The 22,951-nt window shown below is 66.6% G+C and carries 23 protein-coding genes; 5 read left to right on the forward strand and 18 right to left on the reverse strand.

The window, feature by feature from the left end:
• Positions 1-5 precede the first annotated feature (5 nt).
• Genes guaB through ABD05_RS16160 form a run of 4 tightly spaced genes read right to left on the reverse strand, consistent with a single transcriptional unit; the run spans position 6 to position 3,352 of the window.
• Positions 6-1,466: an IMP dehydrogenase gene (gene guaB / locus ABD05_RS16150; protein WP_047900987.1), complete on the reverse strand. Its 1,461-nt coding sequence runs from the start codon at positions 1,464-1,466 to the stop codon at positions 6-8.
• 51 nt (positions 1,467-1,517) lie between these two features.
• A complete protein-coding gene (locus ABD05_RS37605; protein WP_148669091.1) occupies positions 1,518-1,736 on the reverse strand; it encodes a hypothetical protein in 219 nt (72 codons plus the stop codon).
• 20 nt (positions 1,737-1,756) lie between these two features.
• Positions 1,757-2,557 (reverse strand): DUF2182 domain-containing protein, encoded by an 801-nt coding sequence (locus tag ABD05_RS16155; protein WP_047900988.1) that lies wholly within the window; start codon positions 2,555-2,557, stop codon positions 1,757-1,759.
• A gap of 30 nt (positions 2,558-2,587) precedes the next feature.
• Positions 2,588-3,352, reverse strand: a complete 765-nt coding sequence (locus tag ABD05_RS16160; protein ID WP_047900989.1) for a DUF899 domain-containing protein — start codon at positions 3,350-3,352, stop codon at positions 2,588-2,590.
• 114 nt (positions 3,353-3,466) lie between these two features.
• On the opposite strand from ABD05_RS16160, the gene ABD05_RS16165 reads away from it, so the two are divergent.
• The 3 genes from ABD05_RS16165 to ABD05_RS16175 all read left to right on the forward strand — a co-directional run bounded on the left by ABD05_RS16165 (position 3,467) and on the right by ABD05_RS16175 (position 6,572).
• A complete protein-coding gene (locus tag ABD05_RS16165) occupies positions 3,467-4,687 on the forward strand; it encodes a hypothetical protein (protein WP_047900990.1) in 1,221 nt (406 codons plus the stop codon).
• A 31-nt stretch (positions 4,688-4,718) separates the two neighbouring features.
• Complete coding sequence (locus tag ABD05_RS16170) at positions 4,719-5,405, forward strand: Vgb family protein (RefSeq protein ID WP_047901258.1); 687 nt, start codon at positions 4,719-4,721, stop codon at positions 5,403-5,405.
• A 183-nt stretch (positions 5,406-5,588) separates the two neighbouring features.
• The gene (locus ABD05_RS16175; RefSeq protein ID WP_047901259.1) at positions 5,589-6,572 is read left to right on the forward strand and encodes a DMT family transporter; all 984 of its coding nucleotides are present in this window, start codon (positions 5,589-5,591) and stop codon (positions 6,570-6,572) included.
• Between the two features lie 54 nt (positions 6,573-6,626).
• On the opposite strand, the gene ABD05_RS16180 is transcribed toward ABD05_RS16175, so the two are convergent.
• Complete coding sequence (locus ABD05_RS16180; protein ID WP_047900991.1) at positions 6,627-6,950, reverse strand: RnfH family protein; 324 nt, start codon at positions 6,948-6,950, stop codon at positions 6,627-6,629.
• 4 nt (positions 6,951-6,954) lie between these two features.
• Complete coding sequence (locus tag ABD05_RS16185; RefSeq protein ID WP_034181130.1) at positions 6,955-7,392, reverse strand: type II toxin-antitoxin system RatA family toxin; 438 nt, start codon at positions 7,390-7,392, stop codon at positions 6,955-6,957.
• Between the two features lie 98 nt (positions 7,393-7,490).
• Here ABD05_RS16185 and smpB point away from each other — a divergent pair, with 98 nt between their 5' ends.
• Positions 7,491-7,937, forward strand: coding sequence for an SsrA-binding protein SmpB (smpB, locus tag ABD05_RS16190; RefSeq protein ID WP_047900992.1), 447 nt, complete (start codon positions 7,491-7,493; stop codon positions 7,935-7,937).
• A gap of 253 nt (positions 7,938-8,190) precedes the next feature.
• Here the strand turns inward: smpB and ABD05_RS16195 are convergent, their stop codons facing one another.
• The 3 genes from ABD05_RS16195 to ppsA form a co-directional block, all read right to left on the reverse strand.
• Positions 8,191-9,126 carry an SPFH domain-containing protein gene (locus ABD05_RS16195; protein WP_047900993.1) on the reverse strand — a complete coding sequence of 312 codons (936 nt, stop codon included), beginning with the start codon at positions 9,124-9,126 and terminating at the stop codon, positions 8,191-8,193.
• Between the two features lie 33 nt (positions 9,127-9,159).
• Positions 9,160-9,594 carry an NfeD family protein gene (locus tag ABD05_RS16200; protein WP_047900994.1) on the reverse strand — a complete coding sequence of 145 codons (435 nt, stop codon included), beginning with the start codon at positions 9,592-9,594 and terminating at the stop codon, positions 9,160-9,162.
• A gap of 204 nt (positions 9,595-9,798) precedes the next feature.
• A complete protein-coding gene (gene ppsA / locus ABD05_RS16205; protein ID WP_047900995.1) occupies positions 9,799-12,198 on the reverse strand; it encodes a phosphoenolpyruvate synthase in 2,400 nt (799 codons plus the stop codon).
• Between the two features lie 377 nt (positions 12,199-12,575).
• On the opposite strand from ppsA, the gene ppsR reads away from it, so the two are divergent.
• Positions 12,576-13,391, forward strand: a complete 816-nt coding sequence (gene ppsR, locus ABD05_RS16210; protein WP_047900996.1) for a posphoenolpyruvate synthetase regulatory kinase/phosphorylase PpsR — start codon at positions 12,576-12,578, stop codon at positions 13,389-13,391.
• Between the two features lie 99 nt (positions 13,392-13,490).
• Here the strand turns inward: ppsR and ABD05_RS16215 are convergent, their stop codons facing one another.
• The 9 genes from ABD05_RS16215 to rseP all read right to left on the reverse strand — a co-directional run bounded on the left by ABD05_RS16215 (position 13,491) and on the right by rseP (position 22,942).
• Positions 13,491-14,273: a TrmH family RNA methyltransferase gene (locus ABD05_RS16215; RefSeq protein WP_047900997.1), complete on the reverse strand. Its 783-nt coding sequence runs from the start codon at positions 14,271-14,273 to the stop codon at positions 13,491-13,493.
• Positions 14,270-14,914, reverse strand: a complete 645-nt coding sequence (gene rnhB / locus ABD05_RS16220; protein ID WP_047900998.1) for a ribonuclease HII — start codon at positions 14,912-14,914, stop codon at positions 14,270-14,272. The genes ABD05_RS16215 and rnhB overlap by 4 nt, the downstream gene beginning before the upstream one ends.
• Positions 14,911-16,080 carry a lipid-A-disaccharide synthase gene (gene lpxB, locus ABD05_RS16225; protein WP_047900999.1) on the reverse strand — a complete coding sequence of 390 codons (1,170 nt, stop codon included), beginning with the start codon at positions 16,078-16,080 and terminating at the stop codon, positions 14,911-14,913. Before lpxB ends, rnhB begins: the two co-directional genes overlap by 4 nt.
• Positions 16,081-16,083: 3 nt before the next feature.
• Entirely contained in the window at positions 16,084-16,872 is a 789-nt protein-coding gene (gene lpxA / locus ABD05_RS16230) for an acyl-ACP--UDP-N-acetylglucosamine O-acyltransferase (protein ID WP_047901000.1), read from the reverse strand.
• Positions 16,873-16,930: 58 nt separating this feature from the next.
• On the reverse strand, positions 16,931-17,398 hold the full coding sequence (fabZ, locus tag ABD05_RS16235) for a 3-hydroxyacyl-ACP dehydratase FabZ (RefSeq protein WP_006495559.1): 468 nt from the start codon (positions 17,396-17,398) through the stop codon (positions 16,931-16,933).
• A gap of 129 nt (positions 17,399-17,527) precedes the next feature.
• Positions 17,528-18,607, reverse strand: a complete 1,080-nt coding sequence (gene lpxD / locus ABD05_RS16240) for a UDP-3-O-(3-hydroxymyristoyl)glucosamine N-acyltransferase (RefSeq protein ID WP_047901001.1) — start codon at positions 18,605-18,607, stop codon at positions 17,528-17,530.
• Between the two features lie 16 nt (positions 18,608-18,623).
• A complete protein-coding gene (locus ABD05_RS16245) occupies positions 18,624-19,121 on the reverse strand; it encodes an OmpH/Skp family outer membrane protein (RefSeq protein ID WP_047901002.1) in 498 nt (165 codons plus the stop codon).
• 64 nt (positions 19,122-19,185) lie between these two features.
• Positions 19,186-21,495, reverse strand: a complete 2,310-nt coding sequence (bamA, locus tag ABD05_RS16250; RefSeq protein WP_047901003.1) for an outer membrane protein assembly factor BamA — start codon at positions 21,493-21,495, stop codon at positions 19,186-19,188.
• A 61-nt stretch (positions 21,496-21,556) separates the two neighbouring features.
• Positions 21,557-22,942 (reverse strand): RIP metalloprotease RseP, encoded by a 1,386-nt coding sequence (gene rseP / locus ABD05_RS16255; RefSeq protein WP_047901004.1) that lies wholly within the window; start codon positions 22,940-22,942, stop codon positions 21,557-21,559.
• Positions 22,943-22,951: the final 9 nt, after the last annotated feature.

Genomic DNA, 22,951 nt, shown 5'->3' on the forward strand with positions numbered 1-22,951 from the left:
GGCGATCAGTCCACGTGGTAGTTCGGCGCTTCCTTCGTGATCTGCACGTCGTGCACGTGCGACTCGCGCATGCCCGCCGCAGTGATCTGGACGAATTCGGCCTTGTCGTGCAGCTCGTCGATCGACCGGCAGCCGCAGTAGCCCATGCTCGCGCGCACGCCGCCGACCAGCTGGAACAGGATCGCGTTGACCGAACCCTTGTACGCGACACGGCCTTCGATGCCTTCCGGCACGAGCTTGTCGATGTTCGCCGAGTTGTCCTGGAAGTAGCGGTCTGCCGCGCCGTCCTTCATCGCACCGACCGAACCCATGCCGCGGTACGACTTGTACTGGCGGCCTTGATACAGGAACACGTCGCCCGGCGCCTCTTCGGTGCCCGCGAACATGCTGCCCATCATCACCGCGTTCGCGCCGGCCGCGAGGGCCTTCGACACGTCGCCCGAGAAGCGCACGCCGCCGTCGGCGATGCACGGCACGCCGGTGCCCTTCAGCGCTTCCGCGACGTTCGCGATCGCGCTGATCTGCGGCACGCCGACACCCGCGACGATCCGCGTCGTGCAGATCGAGCCGGGGCCGATACCGACCTTGACCGCGTCCGCGCCGTATTCGACGAGCGCCTTCGCGGCGGCAGCCGTCGCGATATTGCCGCCGATCACTTCGACGTGCGGGAAGTTCTGCTTGACCCAGCGGACGCGCTCGAGCACGCCCTTGCTGTGACCGTGCGCGGTATCGACGACGATCACGTCGACGCCGGCCTGCACCAGCAGCTCGACGCGCTCTTCGTTGTCCGGACCGACGCCGACCGCCGCGCCTGCGCGCAGCTTGCCGTGTTCGTCCTTGCACGCGTCCGGGTGCTCGGTCTGCTTCGTGATGTCCTTGACGGTCATCAGGCCGCGCAGTTCGAATGCGTCGTTGACGACCAGCACGCGCTCGAGGCGGTGGCTGTGCATCAGCGCCTTCGCTTCGGCGAGCGGCGTGCCTTCCTTGACCGTGACGAGGCGCTCGCGCGGCGTCATGATCGACTTGACCGGCTCATCGAGGCGCGTTTCGAAACGCAGGTCGCGGTTCGTGACGATGCCGACGAGCTGCGGGCCTTCGACGACCGGGAAACCCGAGATGCCATGCTGGCGCGACAGCGCGATCACGTCGCGCACCTTCATCTGCGGCGGCACTGTGATCGGATCGCGGACGACGCCCGACTCGAAACGCTTGACCTTCGCGACCTCGCGAGCCTGTTCGGCCGGCGTGAGGTTCTTGTGGACGATACCGACGCCACCCTGCTGCGCCATCGCGATCGCGAGACGACCTTCGGTGACCGTGTCCATGGCGGCGGACACGAGCGGCATGTTCAGGGAGATGTTGCGGGTCAGCTTGGTCTTGAGGCTGGTGTCGCGCGGGAGAACGTCGGAGAAGGCGGGTACGAGGAGCACGTCATCGAAAGTGAGTGCTTTTTGGATCAGACGCATGGCAAATCCTATGGGCGCAAAAGCGAATTATACGCGAAGCGCTGCGAATTTTCACAACACGAACAACGGCTTAGCCGTTTTCATGCGGTCGGGGGCCGAATCGTTCGGATCGCCGTTCGGTTCGTTTTCGATCGCCTTTCGTTTCACCGCCGCATCGAGCCATTCGCGCAACGGGCTGCACCGCGGCAACTGCGCCTGTCGCGACGGGGCCACATGGCGGTGACGGCCGCGGCCGCCCGCGGCCCGGCAACACGCCGGATCGACCCGCAACGCCACTCGCCTCCCCGGTCTTACACCAGCCCGGCCGCACGCGCGATCATCGCGATGCCGCCCCCGATCGCGATGCCACCGACAAGCCGCGCAACACGCTCGCCGGCTGGCGCCAGGCGCTCGGCGGCGATCGCGACCGTCACGGCGGCCATCACACGCAGATCCATCATGCCGGCCGCCAGTGCGACCGCCATCAGGTTCCCGCAACAGGCGCCGCAACGCATCGCGGCTCGCACGCCGTGCCGCCATGCCGCGCCGGCATGCGCCCGCGACGGGTGCGGGTCCGCGTGCCGGCAGCACGCCAGCCGGCGCGCCTTCCACGCCGAGAACTGCAACACGCCCACGCCTGACACGACTGCGCCGGCCGCGAACGGCATCGCACGGGCGAGCGCCGGCAGCCGGGCCGCAGCGGCCGTGAGCGCGCTGCCGAGCGGAAACGCAATCGCGCCGAGCGCCATCCATACCGCGAAATAACCGGCGCCCGCGACGACGACCAGCCAGGTCGAGCGCGCCGCGGCGAGCGGGCCGACGCGCTGCCGGTATCGCCAGAGCGTCGGCGCCAGCACGGGCAGCATCATCGTCACCGTCATCGCGCCCCACATGCCGGCGAATGCCCCGAACGCGCGGCCGGCGCCCCATCCGCATGGCTGCAGCCACGCCGACGAGAGCGTCCAGCCGCCTGGCATCGGTTCGCCGCCCATCGCGTCCATCGCCGCGCGCTGCGCCAGTGTCGCCATCGCGGCGGCGGCGAACACAGCGACGAGCGCCGCGCCGAATGCCCGCCGATCGCGGCCCTTATCGCCGCTTGCCGACCGTGTCATCGCACGCTCCCTCCCGTCGCCGGCCCGCACTCAACCGCGCGCGTACTCGTCGTGGCGGCGCCACCACGGGCCCGCCTCGTTGCGCCCGAGCGGTGCGCGATCGAGCCACTGGTACATCCCCCACAGCCCGTCGAGCCCGCGCGCATAGGTCGAATACGTGTGATAGACGGCGCCGTCCTCGCGCACGAACGCGCTCATCCCCGGCCGGTCGCGCGCATATGTCGCCGCGTCGGTGCCGCACGTCGCCGCGAACTGCACAACGGGCGCCGGCGGCGGATCCATGTCCATCGCGTGGCCGGATCGCACGTAGTTGTATTCCACGTCGCCCGCTCGCTGCTGCGTTTCGGTGAACGACACGTTGAAGTCGAAGTTGAAATCGCTGCCGACCGACGATGCCCACGGAAAGGTCCACGCCATCCGCTGCCGGTACGCGAGCAGCTTTGCAAGCGGCGCGCGCGACACGGCCGCGAGCGTCACGTCGTGGTTCGCCAAATGCACGGCAAAACCGTCGAAGCCGTCCGCGAGCGCCGAGCACGACGGGCAACCGGCCTTGTAGTCGGGGCCGAACATGAAGTGATAGACGAGCAGTTGCGAACGGCCGCGAAACAGGTCGTCGAGTGTCGCCTGCCCTTCTTCGGTGTCGAACCGGTAGGTCTTGTCGACGCGCACCCACGGCAGTGCCTGGCGCCGCCGCGCGAGTTCGTCGCTTTGCCGCGTCAGCGCCTTTTCTGCCTCGAGCAGCGCCCTGCGCTCGGCCAGCCATTCGTCGCGCGTTCCGGTGAGATGGGTCGTCATTGCGGGTTCCTCCTTCCGATGGGTATCCGGGCACGGCATACGGTGCCGTGTGCGTGGTGCTAGATTAGTGCTCGGCATCGGGCCGGAGGGAGTGACAAGTGTGTCGGGATTCGGATGGATTCGCTGATTACCGCGGCCGCGCGCGCGCTCGCGGCCGGTGACGCGCTCGGCGCGCTGAACCGCGTCGCGCTGCGCGACGACGCGCCGGCGCTCGCGCTACGCGGGATCGCGATGGCGCAGCTCGGCGATTTCGAACGCGCGCGGGCACTCGTGCGCGGCGCCGCGCGCGCGTTCGGCACGAAGGAAGCCGTGGCGCGCGCACGCTGCGTCGTCGCGGAAGCGGAGATCGCGCTCGCGTCACGCGATCTCCGCTGGCCGACGCGCGCGCTCGATGCCGCGTGCGCGACACTCGACGCACACGGCGACCGCGCGAACGCCGCGCACGCGCGTTATCTCGGCGTGCGCCGGCTGCTGCTGATCGGTCACATCGACGATGCCGAACGGATGCTCGCGACTCTCGATCCCGCACCGCTGCCGGCCGCGTCGCGCGCCGCCCATGAACTGATCGCGGCCGGCATCGCAATGCGCCGCATCCGCACGCACGCGGCTCGCGCTGCGCTCGACCGTGCACGCACAGCCGCCCGCGACGCCGGCATCGCCGCACTGACGGCCGAGGTCGACACCGCCGTGCGCGTGCTCGATGCGCCGGCCGCGCGACTCATTGCGCACGGCACGTCGCGGCTCGTACAGCTCGACGAAGTCGAGACGCTGTTCGCGTCGAATGCGCTCGTCGTCGATGCGTGCCGCCACACGGTGCGCGACGCGCGCACGACCGTGTCGCTCGCGCGCCGCCCCGTGCTGTTCGTGCTCGCCCGCGCACTCGGCGAGGCATGGCCGGCCGACGTATCGAGAAACGCGCTCGTGGCCGCCGCGTTCCGCGCGAAACATGCGGACGAATCGCATCGCGCGCGCCTGCGCGTGGAGATCGGCCGGCTGCGCGCGGTGCTGCGACCGCTCGCGAACGTCACCGCAACGGCGCGCGGTTTCGCGCTCGAACCGCTCGGCGTACGCGAGACCGTCGTCCTCGCGCGCCCGGTCGACGATCGCCACGCAGCCGTGCTCGCGCTCCTCGCCGACGGCGAGGCGTGGTCGAGCTCCGCGCTGGCGCTCGCGCTCGGCGCGAGCCAGCGCACCGTGCAGCGCGCGCTCGACGCACTCGCCGAAGCGGACAAGGTGCAGGCGCTCGGTCGCGGCCGCGCGCGGCGCTGGATGACGCCGCCGCTGCCCGGATTCGCGACGACCTTGTTACTCCCTGCTCCGCTGCCGGGAGATTAGGATGACCTCACCGAACGACGAGGTGACGAACATGAAACGCTCCCATGCAGAGATCATTCGCGAGTACGGCCCGTTTCCGGGCGTCGACGGCGTGCACGGCGTCACGTTCGACGGGCAGCACGTGTGGTACGCATCCGGCGACAAGCTGAATGCGCTCGATCCTGAGCGCGGCACGACCGTCCGCTCGCTCGACGTTGCCGCGCATGCGGGCACGGCGTTCGACGGCCGCCACCTGTTCCAGATCGTCGAAGACCGCATCGAGAAGATCGATCCCGAATCGGGCCGCGTGCTCGCGACGATCCCCGCACCCGGCGGCGGCGCCGACTCGGGGCTCGCGTGGGCCGAAGGCACGCTGTGGGTCGGCCAGTACCGCGAACGCAAGATTCATCAGATCGATCCGGAATCGGGCGCCGTGCTGCGCACGATCGAGTCGAACCGCTTCGTCACCGGCGTGACGTGGGTCGACGGCGAGCTGTGGCACGGCACCTGGGAAGCCGACCAGAGCGATCTGCGGCACATCGATCCGCGTACGGGTCAGGTGCTCGAGCAGGTCGACATGCCGCCCGGCGTCGGCGTGTCGGGGCTCGAATCCGACGGCCACGACCGCTTCTACTGCGGCGGCGGCAACAGCGGCAAGCTGCGCGCCGTGCGGCGCCCGGCGCGAGTGCGGGCGTCGGGCGACGGCGCCGGTGCGACGCCCGATCCGGCCGACGGCTGATTCGACCGACCGCTGATCCGGAACATACTGCGGCCGCGAACGCTCCAGAATCAGGAACGGATCGCGGCCGCTCCGTCGCGCAGCACGTCGAAGCTCAACCATGCCGCGAGTGCAGGAATGAACAAGACGCCACCGAACCGGCGTCGCTAAGATGCGCGCTCGTTCATGTGCTCGGAGCAGTCGATGCGGCGCGGTGTGGTCTATGGTGTCCTGGCAGGTGCCCTGTGGGGCATGGTGTTTCTCGTTCCGCGGCTGCTGTCCGACTTCTCGCCGCTGCTGCTGAGCGCCGGCCGCTACGCGATGTACGGCCTCGTGTCGCTCGCGGCCGCGCTGCCGGCCGCCCGCTCGCTGCTCGCGCGGCTGACCCGCGACGATCTCGTCGCGCTCGTGAAGCTCGCGGTCGTCGGCAACATCGCGTACTACATGCTGCTGACCGGCGCCGTGCACCTGATCGGCATCGCGCCCAGCTCGCTGATTGTCGGCGTGCTGCCCGTCACCGTCACGCTCGCGGGCCGCGGTGACCAAGGCGCCGCGCCGCTGCGGCGGCTTGCCGTCCCGCTCGCGCTGGTGATCGCCGGCATCGCCTGCATCAACGTCGACCTGTTCACGTCCGAGGCCGCGCACGCGACGACGCTCGGCCAGAAACTCGCGGGCATCGCCTGCGCGACCGGCGCGCTCGCGAGCTGGACCTGGTACGCGGTCGCGAACACGCGCTACCTGCAGCGGCATCATCATTTCGGCGGCAACGAATGGTCGGTGCTGTGGGGCGTCGTGACGGGGCTGATCGGCGGGCTCTGCTGGATCGCGATCCTCGCGCTGCCGGCCGGCACGGTGCAGGCGGCCGTCCCGGCGTCGCGCTGGCACCTGTTCTGGCTGCTGAACCTCGTGCTCGCGATCGGCGCGTCGTGGCTCGGCAACGGGCTGTGGAATGCCGCGTCGAAGCGGTTGCCACTCACGCTGTCGGGCCAGTTGATCGTGTTCGAAACCGTGTTCGCGATGCTTTACGCGTTCGTCTACGACCAGCGGATGCCGCACGCCCTCGAGATCGCCGCGCTCGTGCTGCTGCTCGCAGGCGTGTACGGCTCCGTGCGACAGCACGGCGACACGCCCGCCGGCGGCGCTACGCCAGGCAGCGCGTCGGTCAATGCGAACGTCGCGGCCCACTGAGCGCCGCGGCGTTTGATCAGACGAATAGGGATGGTAGGAGCGGAACCGCGCGCGTCAGCGCGCGTCCTTGTGCATCCACTTGCGGCCCTCGATGGAGCCGGCGCGGCGGGACTTGTCGACGCGCCGCTGGCGCGCCAGCTTCGGATCGACGATCAGCGGGCGGTAGATCTCGACGCGGTCGTGGTCAGCGAGCGGCGCGTCGAGCGGCGCGAGTTTGCCATGCACGCCCGTCTTCGCTTGCGCAAGGTCGATCTCCGGGTGCAGCGCGAGCACGCCGCTCGCGTCGATCGCCGAGCGAACGGTCGCGCCTTCGGGCAGCGACACCGGAATCAGCGTCTGGCGGTCCGGCAGCGCATAACAGACTTCGATCGACAGCATCGCGTCACCCCTTCCCGTAGCGCTGGTCCGCGCGCTTCACGAACGAATCGACGAACGTGTTCGCGATGTGGCTGAACACGGGCCCGATGATCTTCTCGAGCAGGATGCTCGAAAACTCGTAGTGCAGCGCGAATTCGATCTTGCACGCATCGGCGCGCAGCGCGGTGAAACGCCACGAGCCCGTGAACTTCTTGAACGGGCCGTCCGTGAACTCCATGTCGATCCGCGTCGGACGCTGCTGTGTGTTACGCGTCGCAAAATGCTGCTTGATGCCCTTGAAGTTGATATCGATGCGCGCTTCCATCCCGCTGTCGTCCTGACGGCGAATCTCGACGCCGCCGCACCAGGGCAGGAAATTGGGGTAGTCGGCCACGTCGGTGACGAGGTCGAACATCTGTTCCGCCGAATGACGGATCAATACGGTTTTCTGGACATCTGCCATAAATCGCGCGGCATCGCTGAAGGTGGGAAAGCAAGCCGGGCGATTCTCGCCCCGCTTTGCTAAAATCGTGATTTTAAACGAGTTGGCCCAATCCTTTCATGAGCATCATCGACAACAGGAAGGCGCACTTCGATTATCACATCGAGGAACGCTACGAGGCGGGGCTCGTGCTGGAGGGCTGGGAAGTCAAGGCGCTACGCGCCGGGCGTGGCCAGATCAAGGAGGGCTACGTCGTGGTGAAGAACGCCGAGATCTTCCTGATCGGCACCCATATCAGCCCGCTGCCCGAAGCCTCGACGCACATCAATCCCGACCCGGTTCGCACGCGCAAGCTGCTGCTGCACCGTGAAGAAATCAAGAAACTGATCGGCAAGGTCGAGCAGCGCGGCTACACGCTCGTGCCGCTGAACTTCCACTACAAGGGCGGCCGCGTGAAGTGCGACATTGCGCTCGCAAAGGGCAAGAAGCTGCACGACAAGCGCGAAACCGAGAAGAAGCGCGACTGGGAACGCGAGAAGGCACGCATCATGCGCGCCGGCACCTGACGCGCGCGACACGACACGCATCACAAACGACACGGCCCGCTCGAAGCGGGCCGTGTTGCTTTTGGCAATGTAGATCGCGCAGGCCGGTAGTCCGGACGCGGCCGGCGGCATTCGGCACGCAACGCCGTCTGTTTCGGCTGATGAGACGCGCCGGCGGCGCCGCACAGGCTTCGCCCGAACGGGCCTGGCTGCGCGACGATTCGCCGCATGCCAACCGCAAACGACGCCCGCCTGCGGATCGCGCCCGTCCGGCTCAGCCCTTCGCGCCCGCAGCGGGCGACGCGTTTTTGACGATCGACATCGCCGATGCGACCGCACTGCCGAGATCCGACAGGTTCGACGGCACGATCAGCGTGTTGCCCTGCTTCGCGAGATTCGAGAACGCGCCGACATACTGCTCGGCGACCTTCAGGTTCACCGCGTCCATCCCGCCCTGCGACTGGATCGCATTCGCGATCTTCTGGATCGCCTGCGCGTTCGCCTCGGCCACCGCCAGAATCGCGGCGGCCTGGCCTTGCGCCTGGTTGATCGCGGCCTGCCGCTCGCCTTCGGACTTCTGGATCGCCGCTTCGCGCGCACCCGACGCGAGGTTGATCTGTTCCTGCTTGCGGCCCTCGGATGCGGCGATCAGCGCGCGCTTCTCGCGCTCCGCGGTGATCTGCGCCTGCATCGCGTGCAGGATTTCCTTCGGCGGCGTCAGGTCCTTGATCTCGTAGCGCAGCACCTTCACACCCCAGTTCGCGGCTGCGTCGTCGAGCGCCGACACGATGCTGTGGTTGATGAAGTCGCGCTCCTCGAAGGTCTTGTCGAGCTCCAGCTTGCCGATCACCGAGCGCAGCATCGTCTGCGACAGCTGCGTGATCGCGAACACGAAGTTGCTCGACCCGTATGACGCCTTCATCGGGTCCATCACCTGGAAATACAGCACGCCATCGACCTGCAACTGCGTGTTGTCGCGCGTGATGCAGATCTGGCTCGGCACGTCGAGCGGGATTTCCTTCAGCACGTGCCGGTATGCGATGCGATCGACGAACGGCAGCACGATATTGAGACCGGGCGACAGCGTCGCGTGATAGCGCCCGAAACGCTCCAGCACCCACGCATGTTGCTGCGGCACGATCTTCACCGTCTTCGACACGATCACGATCGCGATGACGAGCAGGACAACCCAGATGATCAGCGAATCCATGAAGCGTTCCCTCCTTGTTTTATCAGCGGACAATCAGCCCGCGGGTTTCGCCACGACCACGAGACAGTTACCTCGCACGGCGCTCACCTGATACACGTGCGCGTCGTCGCGCTCGCCGTTCGCCAGCTCGACGTCCCAGTCGGCGCCGCGATACTGCACGCGCGCGCGGCCGTCACGCCACGCATCGACCGTGACGGTCGAGCCGATATCGAGATTGACGTCGGGATTCGTCGACGTGTCGCGCTTCTGCTTGCGGCCGAGCCCCGAACGGCGCAGCACGATCATCGAGATGATCGCGACCGCGGCCGCCGCGCCGAACTGCACGTGCGGCGCGAAACCGGCCAGCTGCAGCAACCCGCCCGCGAGAAAGCCGAGCGCGATCATCAGCAGGTAGAACGTGCCCGTCAGCAGCTCGGCCACGACCAGCACGCCCACCGCGACCCACCAGAACAAATGCCCGGACATCATTTTGGCCTCCAGAAAACGCCCCCACGCTCACTGCGTTCGCTGCCCCCCCGAGGGGGCGGTCGGCACGCTTGGGGCGGCCCGGCGCGTCCCGACAAACAAAAACACCCCGGTGCTTACCGGGGTGTTTATAGCACGAACCTTGCATTTCGCCTTCAACGAAAGCGCGGCGGCGCCGCCCTTTCGCCGAAGGTGCGTTACCGACCGTTACTTCCGGTTGGCGAGCGCCTGCCACGTTTCGATGATCGTGTCCGGGTTCAGCGAGATCGACACGATGCCTTCATCGGTCAGCCACTGCGCGAAATCCGGGTGATCGGACGGGCCCTGGCCGCAGATGCCGACGTACTTGCCCATCTTGCGGCAGGTATCGATCGCACGCTTCAGCAGGAACTTGACGGCCGGGTCGCGTTCGTCGAAGTCGACTGCCAGCAGTTCCATGCCCGAGTCGCGATCGAGGCCGAGCGTGAGCTGCGTGAGGTCGTTCGAGCCGATCGAGAAACCGTCGAAGTGCTGCAGGAACTCTTCGGCGAGGATCGCGTTGGTCGGGACTTCGCACATCATCACGAGGCGCAAGCCGTTTTCGCCGCGCTTCAGGCCGAACTTCTCGAGCAGGCCGACGACACGCTCCGCCTGCTTCACGGTACGCACGAACGGCACCATGATCTCGACGTTGGTCAGGCCCATCTCGTCGCGCACGCGCTTCAGTGCTCGGCACTCCATCTCGAACGCCGGCGCGAAGTCTTCGGCGATGTAGCGCGATGCGCCGCGGAAACCCAGCATCGGGTTTTCCTCGTCCGGCTCGTAACGCGAACCGCCGATCAGCTTCTTGTACTCGTTCGACTTGAAGTCGGACAGACGCACGATCACGGGCTTCGGATAGAACGCCGCGGCGATCGTCGCGACACCTTCCGTCAGCTTGTCGACGTAGAACTGACGCGGCGACGCGTGGCCGCGCGCAACGCTCTCGACGGCCTTCTTCAGGTCCTGGTCGATGTTCGGGTACTCGAGAATCGCCTTCGGGTGTACGCCGATGTTGTTGTTGATGATGAACTCGAGACGCGCGAGGCCCACGCCGGCGTTCGGCAGTTGCGAGAAGTCGAACGCGAGCTGCGGGTTGCCGACGTTCATCATGATCTTGACCGGGATTTCCGGCAGTTCGCCGCGCTGCACTTCCGTGACTTCCGTCTCGAGCAGGCCGTCGTAGATCTTGCCTTCGTCGCCTTCCGCGCACGACACGGTGACGAGCGCGCCGTCCTTCAGGATGTCGGTCGCGTCGCCGCAGCCGACCACCGCCGGCACGCCGAGCTCACGCGCGATGATCGCCGCGTGGCAGGTCCGGCCGCCACGGTTCGTGACGATCGCAGCCGCGCGCTTCATCACCGGCTCCCAGTTCGGGTCGGTCATGTCGGCAACCAGCACGTCGCCCGGCTGCACGCGTTCCATTTCCGACGGATCCTGGATCACGCGCACGGGGCCCGCGCCGATCTTCTGGCCGATCGCACGGCCCGTCGCGAGCACCTGCGACTGGCCCTTCAGCTTGAAGCGCTGCTCGGCCTTGCCGGTCGCCTGGCTCTTCACCGTTTCCGGGCGTGCCTGCAGGATGAAGATCTTGCCGTCACGGCCGTCCTTGCCCCACTCGATGTCCATCGGACGCTGGTAGTGCTTCTCGATGATGACCGCGTACTTCGCCAGCTCGATCACGTCCTCGTCGGTGATCGAGTAGCGGTTGCGCTGCTCGTGCGGCACGTCGACCGTCTTCACGCGGCCCGGCTCGCCCGGCTGCGTGAATTCCATCTTGATCAGCTTCGAGCCGATCGAGCGGCGGATGATCGGGTACTTGTCCTGTGCGAGCGTCGTCTTGAACACATAGAACTCGTCCGGGTTCACCGCGCCCTGCACGACGGTTTCGCCCAGGCCGTAGCTCGACGTGATGAACACGGCGTCCTTGAAGCCCGATTCGGTATCGATCGTGAACATCACGCCGGCGGCGCCGACGTCCGAGCGGACCATGCGCTGCACGCCGGCCGACAGTGCGACCTCGGCGTGCGTGAAGCCCTTGTGCACGCGGTACGAGATCGCGCGGTCGTTATACAGCGACGCGAACACGTGCTTCATGCGGTCGAGCACGTCTTCGATGCCGACGACGTTCAGGTACGACTCCTGCTGGCCGGCGAACGATGCGTCGGGCAGGTCTTCCGCGGTCGCGGACGAGCGCACGGCAAACGACAGCTCGGCCGGCGAGCCGTTCTTCAGGACTTCGAACTGCGCGCGGATTTCCTGCTCGAGGCGCGCCTGCATCGGCGCGTCGACGATCCACTTGCGGATTTCGGCACCGGCTTCGGCGAGCGCCTTCACGTCGTCGATGTCGAGCGACTCGAGACGCTTGGCGATACGGTCGGTAAGGTCGTTGTGCGTGAGGAAATCGCGGAACGCGAGCGCGGTCGTGGCGAAACCGGTGGGCACGCGAACGCCTGCTTCGGAAAGCTGGCTGATCATCTCGCCGAGCGACGCATTCTTGCCGCCGACGATCTCCACATCGGTCATCCGCAACTGCTCGAACGGAATTACATACGCCTGGTCCTTTGCGACGTTTGCTGCGTTAGTCATACAAGCCCCTAAGTGTGAAAAAAATGCTCGATCGCGCAAGTGGGCTTGGACGCGGGCGCTTGCAAAAAGGCGCGGCGCGTCTTGCGCAACCTGTTAGATAAACAATCGCAGCGGCGGAAAATCTTCCGACCCGATTTGCAAAAATCCCGGCAGAAGGGCGATATTTGCAGACAAATCGCCAAACTTGCCGGGAATTTTGGAATCAAGCGGCCAAGCCACGGGCGCCGTTCGCGCCCTGCCCCCGCAATTGCTTATCCAACAGGTTGCCGCTATTCTACCGTGCCGGCTGCCGGATGTGGCGCGACCTTGTCACTGCGCCTGGAGGCGAACCTCCAGCCGCCCCGCGCAACCGCCCTTCACGTTCGACGCCCAGATTCATGCTGCCAACCGTTTTCATCGTCTCCGACGGCACCGGGATCACTGCCGAAACCTTCGCGCATTCGATCCTCTCCCAGTTCGACCAGAAATTCCGTCTCGTGCGCGTGCCGTTCGTCGACTCGCTCGACAAGGCCTATGCGACCGTCGAGAAGATCAACGAGGCCGCCGTGCACGACGGCCGCCGCGCGATCGTGTTCACGACGCTCGTCGACAGCGAGTCGAACGACATCGTCAAGCGCTCCAATGCGCTCGTGCTCGACATGTTCCAGCGCTTCGTCGAGCCGCTCGAGCAGGAGCTGGAGCTCAAGTCGAGCCACGCGATGGGCCGCGGCCACCAGAACGCGGACACCGAGGAATACAAGACGCGGATCGAGGCGATCAACTTCTCGCTCGCGCACGACGACGGCCAGTCGAACCGCAACCTGTCGGAAGCCGACGTGATCCTCGTCGGCGTGTCGCGCAGCGGCAAGACGCCGACGAGCCTGTATCTCGCGATGCAATACGGCGTGAAAGCCGCGAACTATCCGCTGATTCCGGAAGACTTCGAACGCGGCAAGCTGCCGTCGGCGCTCTCCGCGCACCGTGAAAAGCTGTTCGGGCTGTCGATCGACCCGCAGCGCCTGTCGGAGATTCGCAACGAGCGGCGGCCGGGCAGCAAGTACGCGGCGCCCGAGAACTGCCGCTACGAGATCAACGAGGCCGAAGCGATGATGCGCCGCGAGGGGATCAAGTGGCTGTCGTCGACGCACAAGTCGATCGAGGAAATCGCGACGACGATCCTGCAGGAAATCCGCCTCGACCGGCAGTCGTACTGAGCGCCTGTGCGCTTGCGGCCGTTGGGCCGCCGCCGAAAACAAAAAGGCCGCGTCGAACGCGGCCTTTTTTCGTGGTGCGGGGAATGCCCGCATGCGGCATCACGCAGGCCGCTGCTGTCTTACCTGCTCGAACAGGCACACCGCTGCTGCTGCGGCAACATTCAGCGACTCCATCCCGCCCGGCTGCGGAATCGTCACGCGATGCGTGGCCGCGTCGCGCCAGAACGCCGATACGCCGGCGCCCTCGTTGCCGAACACCCATGCGACGGGCCCCGACAGGTCGCAATCGTAGAGCGCCTGCGCGCCATGCGAATCGGTCAGCGCGACCGGCACGTCGAGGCGTTCGGCGAGCGCGACGGCGTCAACGTCCTCGTGGATCGACAGCAGGAAATGCGCGCCCATCCCCGAACGAAGCACCTTCGACGACCATGCGTAGGCCGTGCCCGGCGCACAGAACACATGCCGCACGCCAGCCGCGGCGGCGCTGCGCAGGATCGAGCCGACGTTGCCGGCGTCCTGCACGCCGTCGAGCACGACGGACGTGTGCGTCACGCGCTCAGGCAGCGGTTGCGCCGGCCGGTCGACGAGCAGCAGGAAACCGACGCCGTTGACGACATTCGACAACTGCCCGAACAGCGCGTCCGGCAGCGTCACGACACGCTGCGCGTCGATGCGCGCGACGATCGCCTGCGCCTCTGCGTGGCCGAGCGCGCCTTCGGTCGCCACGCACAGCTCGGGCGTCGCGCCCGTGTCGAGGTACGCGCTCGCGAGATGGAATCCTTCGAGCAGTGCCTGGCCGCTACGGCGCTGATGGGGCGTCGAACCCGCGAGCGCCTTCAGGCGCTTGTACAGCGGGTTGTCGCGGGAAGTGATGCTTTTCATCGAATCAGATCGAGTGCCGCGCGCACAGGCGCGAACGAGCGCCGGTGCGCTTCGCACGGGCCGTGCTCGCGCAGCGCGGCGAGGTGTTTCGCGGTGCCGTAGCCCGCGTGCACGTTGAAACCGTACACCGGGAAACGTTCGTGCAGGTCGACGAGCATGCGGTCGCGCGTGACCTTCGCGAGGATCGACGCGGCCGAGATGCTCGGCACCAGCGCATCGCCGCTGACGATCGCCTCGGCACGCACCGTCAGCGTCGGGCAGCGGTTGCCGTCGATCTGCGCGAGCGTCGGCAGGACCGACAGGCCCTCGACGGCCCGCTTCATCGCGAGCATCGTCGCGTGCAGGATATTCAGCGTATCGATTTCGTCGACGCTTGCCGACGCGACGCAATACGCGCGCGAACGCGCGACGATCAGGTCGTACAGCGCGTCGCGCTTCTTCGCGGACAGCGCCTTCGAATCGTCGAGCCCGTCGATCGGCTGCGCCGGATCGAGGATCACCGCGGCGGCCACCACCGGCCCCGCGAGCGGGCCGCGGCCGGCTTCGTCGACGCCGCAGACGATCTCGTCGGGCCGGCTGAAGTCGAAGCCGCCCTGCACGTCGCTCGACGCGCGGCGGCGTGGTACACGTGCTGCCGTCATGCGCGCCCCTTGCGTTGCTCGAGCACGCGCACGACCGCTTCGGCCGCCTTCGCGGCCGTGTTCTGCCGCAGCGAAAGATGCATTTCGGTAAACACTTCGGTCAGCGTGCGGCGGTTCGCGTCGTCGCGCAACTGCGTGAGCGTCGCATCGGCGAGCGCCTCGGGCGTCGCGAAATGCTGCAGCAGCTCGGGCACGACGAAGCGCCCCGCCAGGATGTTCGGCAAGCCGACATACGGCAGGTAGCCCTGCCGGCGCATGATCTGCCCGGTCAGCCAGGGCACCTTGTACGAGATCACCATCGGCTTCTTCAGCAGCGCAGCTTCCAGCGTGACGGTGCCGCTCTTCACGAGGATTGCGTCAGCGGCCGTCATCGCGACTTGCGAGCGGCCGTCGGTGATCGTCAGCGCAAGTTGCGGATGCGCGTCGACGAGCGGCTGCAGCAGCTCGCGCAACGCGGGCGTCGCCGCCGGCATCACGAACCGCACGCCGGGCTCGCGTTGCTGCATCAGCGCCATCGCCGCGAAGAAGGTCGGGCCGATCAGCGCGATCTCCGAGCGCCGGCTGCCCGGCAGCACCGCGATCACGGGGCCGTCTGCGGGCAGGCCCAGCGCGATGCGCGCGCCGTGCGTGTCGGGCTCGAGCGGGATCTCGTCGGCCAGTGGATGGCCGACGTAGGTCGATGCGACGCCTGCCTTGTCGAGAATCGCCGGCTCGAACGGGAACAGGCACAGCATGTGATCGACGGACTTGGCGATCTTCTTGATCCGGCCGCCGCGCCATGCCCAGATCGACGGGCACACGAAGTGGATCGACGGGATGCCTGCGTCGCGCGCGGCCTGTTCGACGTTGAAGTTGAAATCCGGCGCGTCGATGCCGATGAACGCGTCCGGCCGCTCCGCGAGCAGCTGGCGTTTCAGCTCGCCGCGAATCCGCAGGATCTCGGGAATCTGGCCCAGCGCCTCGACATAACCGCGCACGGTCAGCTTGTCCATCTGCCAGTGCGAGTCGAAGCCCTGCGCGATCATGCGCGGCCCGCCGATCCCGTAATACTGGGCCGATTCGGGCAGCCGCTCGCGCAGCCCGCCGAGCAGCGACGCCGCGAGCAGGTCGCCCGACGGCTCGCCGGCCACCATCGCGAGCCGGAGCTGATTGGTCGGAAGCGGCATCGCTTAGCGGATGATGCCGCGCTGGGACGCGTTGACGAACTCGACGAGCGCCTTCACCGGCGCATCGCCGTCGCCGCCCGCCTCCGCCAGCTCGCGCAGCTGCACCTTCGCCTCTTCGAGCGACAGGCCGTTCTTGTACAGCAGGCGGTACGCGCTGCGCAGCGCCGAGATCGCATCGGCCGAGAAGCCGCGCCGACGCAGCCCTTCGACGTTGATCCCGTGCGGCTCGGCCTTGTTGCCTGCCGCGATCACGAACGGCGGAATGTCCTGCACGAGCGCCGACGCGCCGCCCAGCATCGAGTGCGCGCCGATGCGCACGAACTGGTGGACGCCCGACATCCCGCCGACGATCGCCCAGTCGCCGATCTCGACGTGGCCGGCCATCTGCGCGTTGCTCGACATGATGACGTTGCTGCCGACCTTGCAGTCATGGCCGATGTGCACGTAGGCCATGATCCAGTTGTCGTCGCCGAGCGTCGTCACGCCGACGTCCTGCACGGTGCCCGTGTGGATCGTCGTGAATTCGCGGATCGTGTTGCGGTTGCCGATCACGAGCTTCGTCGGCTCGTCCTTGTACTTCATGTCCTGTGGACGGCCACCGACCGATGCGTAATGGCCGATGCGGTTGTCCTCGCCGATCGTCGTGTGGCCTTCGATCACGCTGTGCGAGCCGATCGTCGTGCGCGCGCCGATCGTGACGTTCGGGCCGACGATCGCATACGGGCCGATCTCGACCGATTCGTCGATCTGCGCGCCCGGTTCGACAATCGCGGTGGGATGAATCCTGGTCATGCGCCGTTGCCTCTCGATGTGATGTGTCGCGTTGCGTTGCCGATGCGTGCCGCGTCGCTCAGGGCGCCGCGTCGGCCGTCTTGACCGTGCACATCAGTTCGGCTTCCGCCGCCACCTTGCCGTCCACTTCCGCCACCGCCTTGAACTTCCAGATGCCGCGGATGTAGCGTTCGAACGTCACGTTCAGAATCAGTTGGTCGCCCGGCTCGACCACGCGCTTGAAGCGCGCGCCGTCGATCCCGACGAAGTAGTACAGCGTGTTCTCCGGATCCTTCGGCTGCTCTTCCGCGAAGGTCAGCAGCGCCGCGGCCTGCGCGAGCGCCTCGAGGATCAGCACGCCCGGCATCACCGGCCGCTTCGGGAAATGCCCCTGGAAGAACGGCTCGTTGATCGACACGTTCTTCAGCGCTTTGATCCCTTTGTGCGGCTCGAGTTCGAGCACGCGATCGACGAGCAGAATCGGGTAGCGATGCGGCAGCAGCGTGAGGATCTTGTGGATGTCGAGATTGATTTTTTCAGTGCTCATGATGGTTCGTCTCACGCAGAGGCTGCGCGGTGGTGATGCAAAGGCTGAAGCGGGCCGCCCCGCGGCCCAGTCTGGCAAACCGGGCCGGTTGCGCTGGCCGTGCCCGGTTGGTGGTCTCGCATGGCGCGCTCAGGCGTCCGTGCCGCCCTGGGCGGCGAGCGCGGCTTCGAGCGCCTTGATGCGGTCGCGCAGCTTGTCGAGGTTGCGCACGAGCGCGGCGCTCTTGTTCCATTCGCCGTGGTCGACGGCCGGGAACGCGCTGGTATAGATGCCTGCCTTCGGCAGCGACTTCGACACGCCCGAATTCGCGGTGATGATGACATAGTCGCCGAGCGTCACGTGGCCGGCGATCCCGGCCGCGCCGCCGATCATGCAGTGGCGGCCGATCGTCGTGCTGCCCGCAATGCCTGCCTTGCCGGCGATCACCGTGTAGGCACCGATCCGGCAGTTATGGGCGATTTGCACCTGGTTGTCGATCTTCACGCATTCCTCGATGACGGTATCCGCCATCGCGCCACGATCGATCGTCGTGTTCGCGCCGATCTCGACGTCCGGGCCGATCGATACGCCGCCGACCTGCGGGATCTTGACCCAGCTACCGGTGCGTGCGTCGCCGTCGCCGACGAAATCCGGCGCGAAGCCGAAGCCGTCGGAGCCGATCACCGCGCCCGAATGGATGATCGCGCGCGGGCCGACCTTGCAGCCGTGGTACACCGATGCGTTCGGATAAACGTGCGAGCCCGCGCCGATCGTCGTGCCGCGGCCAACGAATACGTTCGCGTCGAGCTGCACGCCGTCCTCGATCACCGCGCCGGCCTCGACCGTCACGTGCGGGCCGATCACCGCGCTCGCGGCGACCTTCGCGGCCGGATCGATCGTCGCGCTCGGATGCACGCCGGCGGCGCGCGGCGGCGCGGCCAGGTCGATGAACATCTGCGCGACGCGCGCGAAGTACGCGTACGGATTCGGCGTCACAATGAAATTGCGGCCGTTAGCGGCCGCGCCCAGCTTTTCGAGGTCCTTCGGTGCGATCAGCACCGCGCCTGCACGGGTCGACTCGACCTGCGACAGGTACTTCGGATTCGCGAGGAACGCGAGTTGCTGAGCGCCGGCCTGGTCGAGCGGTGCGAGCCCGCCCACCTTGCACTGTGCGTCGCCGACGATCTCGCCGCCGAACCGCTTTACGAGTTCCTCAAGCGTCAATGCCATTCGTCGTCTGCTCCGTTCAGTTCGTCGAGCCGGACGCGAGCGCCTTGAGCACCTTGTCGGTGATGTCGATGCGCGGGCTGACGTACACGGCTTCCTGCACGATCAGGTCGTAATTCTGCTGCTCGGCGATCTGCTTGATGACCTTGTTCGCCCGCTCCAGCACGGCCGCCAGCTCCTCGTTGCGACGCTGGTTCAGGTCCTCGCGGAACTCGCGCTGCTTGCGCTGGAAATCGGTATCGAGCTGGGCGAGATCGCGCTGCTTCTGCGCGCGATCGGCCGCCGACAGCGACGTGCCGCTCTTGTCGAGCGAATCGGACATCGACTTCAGACGCGCCGCCAGATCCTGCAGATCCTTGTCGCGCTTCGCGAACTCGGCTTCGAGCTTCGTCTGCGCCGCCTTCGCGGGCGCCGACTCGCGCAGGATCCGATCCGAATTGACCGCCGCGATGCGGGCGACGTCCTGTGCGTGAACCGTCGCCGCGCCCAGGGCCAGCGCAACGGTCAGCGCGCACATCACTCGTTTCGAAAACTTACCGGTTAGCAAAATTACCCTCTCGTTGCTGTTGTCATGCGTTCGGTCAGAACGCCGTCCCGATCTGGAACTGGAATTTCTGGTACTGGTCGCCTTCGTGCTTCTGCAGCGGGAAGCCGAGGCTCAGCTTCAGCGGGCCGATCGGCGAGATCCACGCGAGACCCACACCGTAGCCGTAACGCAGGCCGTTGGCGCCCGTACTCGTGCCGCCCGGCGCGTTGCCCCACACGTTACCGCCGTCGAGGAACGTGAACACGCGCAGCGTGCGGTCGTAGCCGGTGCCCGGCAGCGGGAACGTCAGCTCGATGTTGCCGACCAGCATCTTCGAACCGCCGATCGGGTCGTTCGTCTTGGTGTCGCGCGGGCCCAGCGAGCTCGGCTCGTAGCCACGCACGGAGCCGATACCGCCCGCGTAGTAGTTCTTGAAGATCGGGTACGGGTTGCCGATACCGTTACCGTAGCCGCCCTGCAGGTTCATGCCGAGGATGAAGCCGCGCGAGAACGAATAGTAATACTGCGCCTGCAGGTCGGCCTTGTAGTACTGGATCTTGCCGACCGGCACGCCGTATTCGACGTTCGCCTGCGTGAAGTAGCCGCGGCTCGGGATCAGCGCGCTGTCGCGTGCGTCGCGCGACCATGCGACGGTCAGCGGCACCGTGTTCGACACGCGGCCGAACTCGTTCACGTAATCCTGGTAGCTCTGCGGCGTGTTCGAATCGACGTCGAGGCGGTTCTGCTCGAAGCCCGCGCCGAAGTAGACGGTATCGACTTCCGAGAACGGGATGCCGAACTTCAGGTTGCCGCCGGCGCTGATGATCCGGAAGCTCGAGCTCGTCGAATAGTAGAGCGGCTGGTACGTGCGGTAGAAGACGTCCGTGATCCGCTTGATGCCGTCGACCGTGAAGTACGGGTCGACCTGCGTGACGGTCAGCGTACGGTAGCTCTTCGCGGTGTTGACGTTCACCGACAGACTGGTGCCCGAGCCGAACACGTTGTCCTGCGACACGCCGGCCGACAGCACGACCTTGTCCGTCGACGAGAAGCCGGCGCCCAGCGTGATCGCGCCGGTCGGCTTTTCGTCGACCTTCACGTTCACGTCGACCTGGTCGTTCGTGCCTTCGACCGGCACCGTCGTCACGTCGACGTTGGTGAAGTAGCCGAGACGGTTCACGCGGTCCTTCGACAGCGCGAGACGGTTCGAATCGAACCACGAGCTTTCGAGCTGGCGCATTTCGCGGCGCACCACTTCGTCGCGCGTACGCGTGTTGCCGACGACGTTGATGCGGCGCACGTACACGCGGCGGCTCGGATCGACGACGAGGTTCAGGTTCACCTTGTGGTTCGCCTGGTCGATGTCCGGCTGCGCATTGACGGCCGCGAATGCATAACCGTATTCACCGAGCTTGTCGACGATCGACTTGGTGGTCTGCTGCAGCTTTTCGGCCGAGAAGCGGTCGCCCGGCTTGATCTTGATCAGCTTGTTGAGTTCGGCCTCGCGATCGAGCAGGTTGCCCGACAGCTTGATGCCCGACACCGTGTACGGCTCGCCTTCGTGCAGCGTGACCGTCAGGTACATGTCCTTCTTGTCGGGCGAGATCGATACCTGGGTCGACTCGATGTTGAACTCGAGGTAACCGCGGTTCAGGTAGTACGAGCGCACGGCCTCGAGGTCGCCCGTCAGCTTTTCCTTCGAGTACAGGTCGTTCTTCGTGTACCACGAGAACCAGTTCGGCGTCGACAGCTGCATCTCGTCGCGCAGCGTGCTGGTGCTGAACGCCTTGTTGCCGATGAAGTTGATCTGGCGGATCTTCGCACTCGGGCCTTCGGCCACCGCGAACAGGATCGACACGCGGTTCGCGTCGACCGGCGTGACCGTCGTCTTGACTTCGGCCGCGTAGAAGCCGCGCGTCAGGTACTGGCGCTTGAGCTCCTGCTCCGCCTTGTCGACGAGCGCCTTGTCGTAGTAGCGGCCGTCGGCGAGACCGACGGCGCGCAGCGCCTTCGTCAGGTTGTCCTTGTCGAATTCCTTCGTGCCGGTGAAGTCGATCGACGCGATGGCCGGACGCTCCTGCACCTGCACGATCACGACGTTGCCCTGCGTGGCGATGCGCACGTCGTTGAAAAAGCCCGTCGCGTACAACGCGCGGATTGCTTCGGATGCCTTGTCGTCCGTGAAGGTATCGCCCTGCTTGATCGGCAGGTAGGCGAACACCGAACCCGCTTCGACGCGCTGCAGCCCCTCGATCTTGATGTCTTGCACCACGAACGGTGCCGCTGCATGCGCCGCGAGGCCGTGAGCGGCGAGCGCGGCCGCTGCAACTGTCTTAGGTACAAAGCGATGAGGTTTGAACAACATGCATCCCCAATATTTAGCTGCATCAAATCGGGCGGCTGCCCAGCGGCGGCCGCCTGACGCTTCAGAAATGGATTAACCGAGCCAGATCGTTGAACAGCGCGATCGCCGACAACGCGACGATGCAGATCAACCCGGCTCTTTGCAGAATCAGTTGCCAGCGCTCCGAGACGGCTTTCCCGGTCGCGGCTTCAACCGCATAATATAACAGATGCCCCCCGTCCAAAACGGGAATCGGCAACAAGTTCAGGACGCCAAGGCTAATGCTGACAAGGGCGAGGAACGACAGGAACGCCGACGGACCGAGCCGCGCGCTCTTGCCCGCGTAGTCGGCGATCGTCACGGGGCCGGACAGGTTCTTCAGCGACGCGTTGCCGGTGATCATGCGCCCGAACATCCGCAGCGAATACACGGAGATGTCCCACGTGCGGTGCACGCCGAGCCGCAGGCTCTCGATCGGCCCGTAGCGCACGTCGACGGACGGCGCGTGCATCGACAGCGCCGCGCCGATGCGGCCGACCTGCTGACCCGATTCGTCGTCGCGCTGCATCTGCGGCACGATCGATACCGTCTGCGCGGCGCCGTTGCGCTCGATCCGCAGGTCGAGCGCCTTGCCCGCATGGTGCTTGACGAAATCGATGAAGCGCGACGCGCCGCCGATCGGCTTGCCGTCGAGCGCCACGAGTTTGTCGCCGGCCTTCAGGCCCGCCTGCTCCGCCGCGCTGCCGGGCTGCACCGACGCGACCGACAACGTGCCGTCGCCGGCCTCGAAGCCCAGGTGCGCCATGAAATCGTCGTCGAGCTGACTTTCGGGAACACTGCGAAGGTCGACGCGGAAATCGAACGTCGTGCTGCCGTCGCGCGCGCCGAGCACGATCTCGCGATGATCGAACGCGGCCGCCAGCAGCTTCCAGCGCAGGTCCGACCACGATCGCACCGGCTCCGACTCGCCGCCTTGCGCGTCGCCTATGCGCACGTCACGGATCGACACGATCGTCTCGCCGCCGTCGAAGCCCGCGCGGGCCGCCACCGTGCCGACGGCCGGCGGCGCGACGATCGCGGCCAGCTCGGTCACGCCCGTGGCAAATACGGCGGAAAACAGCACGATTGCCAACAGGAAGTTCGCAATCGGCCCGGCCGCGACGATCGCGATGCGCTTGTAGACCGACTGCCGGTTGAACGCCTGGCCGAGTTCCTCCGGCTTGACGCCGGGGCCCGGATCGCGCTCGTCGAGCATCTTCACATAACCGCCGAGCGGCAGCGCGGACAACGTCCACTCGGTGCCCGTCTTGCGGCTGACCCAGCGCGCAACGGGCTGGCCGAAGCCGATGGAGAAACGCAGCACCTTCACGCCGCACCAGCGCGCGACACGATAATGTCCGTACTCATGCACGACGACCAGCACCCCGATCGCCACCGCAAACGCGATCAGTTCGACCAGCACGTTCATGAGAACTCC

It is taken from the genome of Burkholderia pyrrocinia, from assembly GCF_001028665.1.
GTDB classification, from domain to species: Bacteria; Pseudomonadota; Gammaproteobacteria; order Burkholderiales; family Burkholderiaceae; genus Burkholderia; species Burkholderia pyrrocinia.

Bases quoted from the DNA above. Each gene is read 5' to 3' on its own strand.
- guaB (WP_047900987.1), bottom strand. From the start codon at position 1,466: ATGCGTCTGATCCAAAAAGCACTCACTTTCGATGACGTGCTCCTCGTA.
- ABD05_RS16155 (WP_047900988.1), bottom strand. From the start codon at position 2,557: ATGACACGGTCGGCAAGCGGCGATAAGGGCCGCGATCGGCGGGCATTC.
- ABD05_RS16160 (WP_047900989.1), bottom strand. From the start codon at position 3,352: ATGACGACCCATCTCACCGGAACGCGCGACGAATGGCTGGCCGAGCGC.
- ABD05_RS16165 (WP_047900990.1), top strand. From the start codon at position 3,467: ATGGATTCGCTGATTACCGCGGCCGCGCGCGCGCTCGCGGCCGGTGAC.
- ABD05_RS16170 (WP_047901258.1), top strand. From the start codon at position 4,719: ATGAAACGCTCCCATGCAGAGATCATTCGCGAGTACGGCCCGTTTCCG.
- ABD05_RS16175 (WP_047901259.1), top strand. From the start codon at position 5,589: ATGCGGCGCGGTGTGGTCTATGGTGTCCTGGCAGGTGCCCTGTGGGGC.
- ABD05_RS16180 (WP_047900991.1), bottom strand. From the start codon at position 6,950: ATGCTGTCGATCGAAGTCTGTTATGCGCTGCCGGACCGCCAGACGCTG.
- ABD05_RS16185 (WP_034181130.1), bottom strand. From the start codon at position 7,392: ATGGCAGATGTCCAGAAAACCGTATTGATCCGTCATTCGGCGGAACAG.
- smpB (WP_047900992.1), top strand. From the start codon at position 7,491: ATGAGCATCATCGACAACAGGAAGGCGCACTTCGATTATCACATCGAG.
- ABD05_RS16195 (WP_047900993.1), bottom strand. From the start codon at position 9,126: ATGGATTCGCTGATCATCTGGGTTGTCCTGCTCGTCATCGCGATCGTG.
- ABD05_RS16200 (WP_047900994.1), bottom strand. From the start codon at position 9,594: ATGATGTCCGGGCATTTGTTCTGGTGGGTCGCGGTGGGCGTGCTGGTC.
- ppsA (WP_047900995.1), bottom strand. From the start codon at position 12,198: ATGACTAACGCAGCAAACGTCGCAAAGGACCAGGCGTATGTAATTCCG.
- ppsR (WP_047900996.1), top strand. From the start codon at position 12,576: ATGCTGCCAACCGTTTTCATCGTCTCCGACGGCACCGGGATCACTGCC.
- ABD05_RS16215 (WP_047900997.1), bottom strand. From the start codon at position 14,273: ATGAAAAGCATCACTTCCCGCGACAACCCGCTGTACAAGCGCCTGAAG.
- rnhB (WP_047900998.1), bottom strand. From the start codon at position 14,914: ATGACGGCAGCACGTGTACCACGCCGCCGCGCGTCGAGCGACGTGCAG.
- lpxB (WP_047900999.1), bottom strand. From the start codon at position 16,080: ATGCCGCTTCCGACCAATCAGCTCCGGCTCGCGATGGTGGCCGGCGAG.
- lpxA (WP_047901000.1), bottom strand. From the start codon at position 16,872: ATGACCAGGATTCATCCCACCGCGATTGTCGAACCGGGCGCGCAGATC.
- fabZ (WP_006495559.1), bottom strand. From the start codon at position 17,398: ATGAGCACTGAAAAAATCAATCTCGACATCCACAAGATCCTCACGCTG.
- lpxD (WP_047901001.1), bottom strand. From the start codon at position 18,607: ATGGCATTGACGCTTGAGGAACTCGTAAAGCGGTTCGGCGGCGAGATC.
- ABD05_RS16245 (WP_047901002.1), bottom strand. From the start codon at position 19,121: ATGTGCGCGCTGACCGTTGCGCTGGCCCTGGGCGCGGCGACGGTTCAC.
- bamA (WP_047901003.1), bottom strand. From the start codon at position 21,495: ATGTTGTTCAAACCTCATCGCTTTGTACCTAAGACAGTTGCAGCGGCC.
- rseP (WP_047901004.1), bottom strand. From the start codon at position 22,942: ATGAACGTGCTGGTCGAACTGATCGCGTTTGCGGTGGCGATCGGGGTG.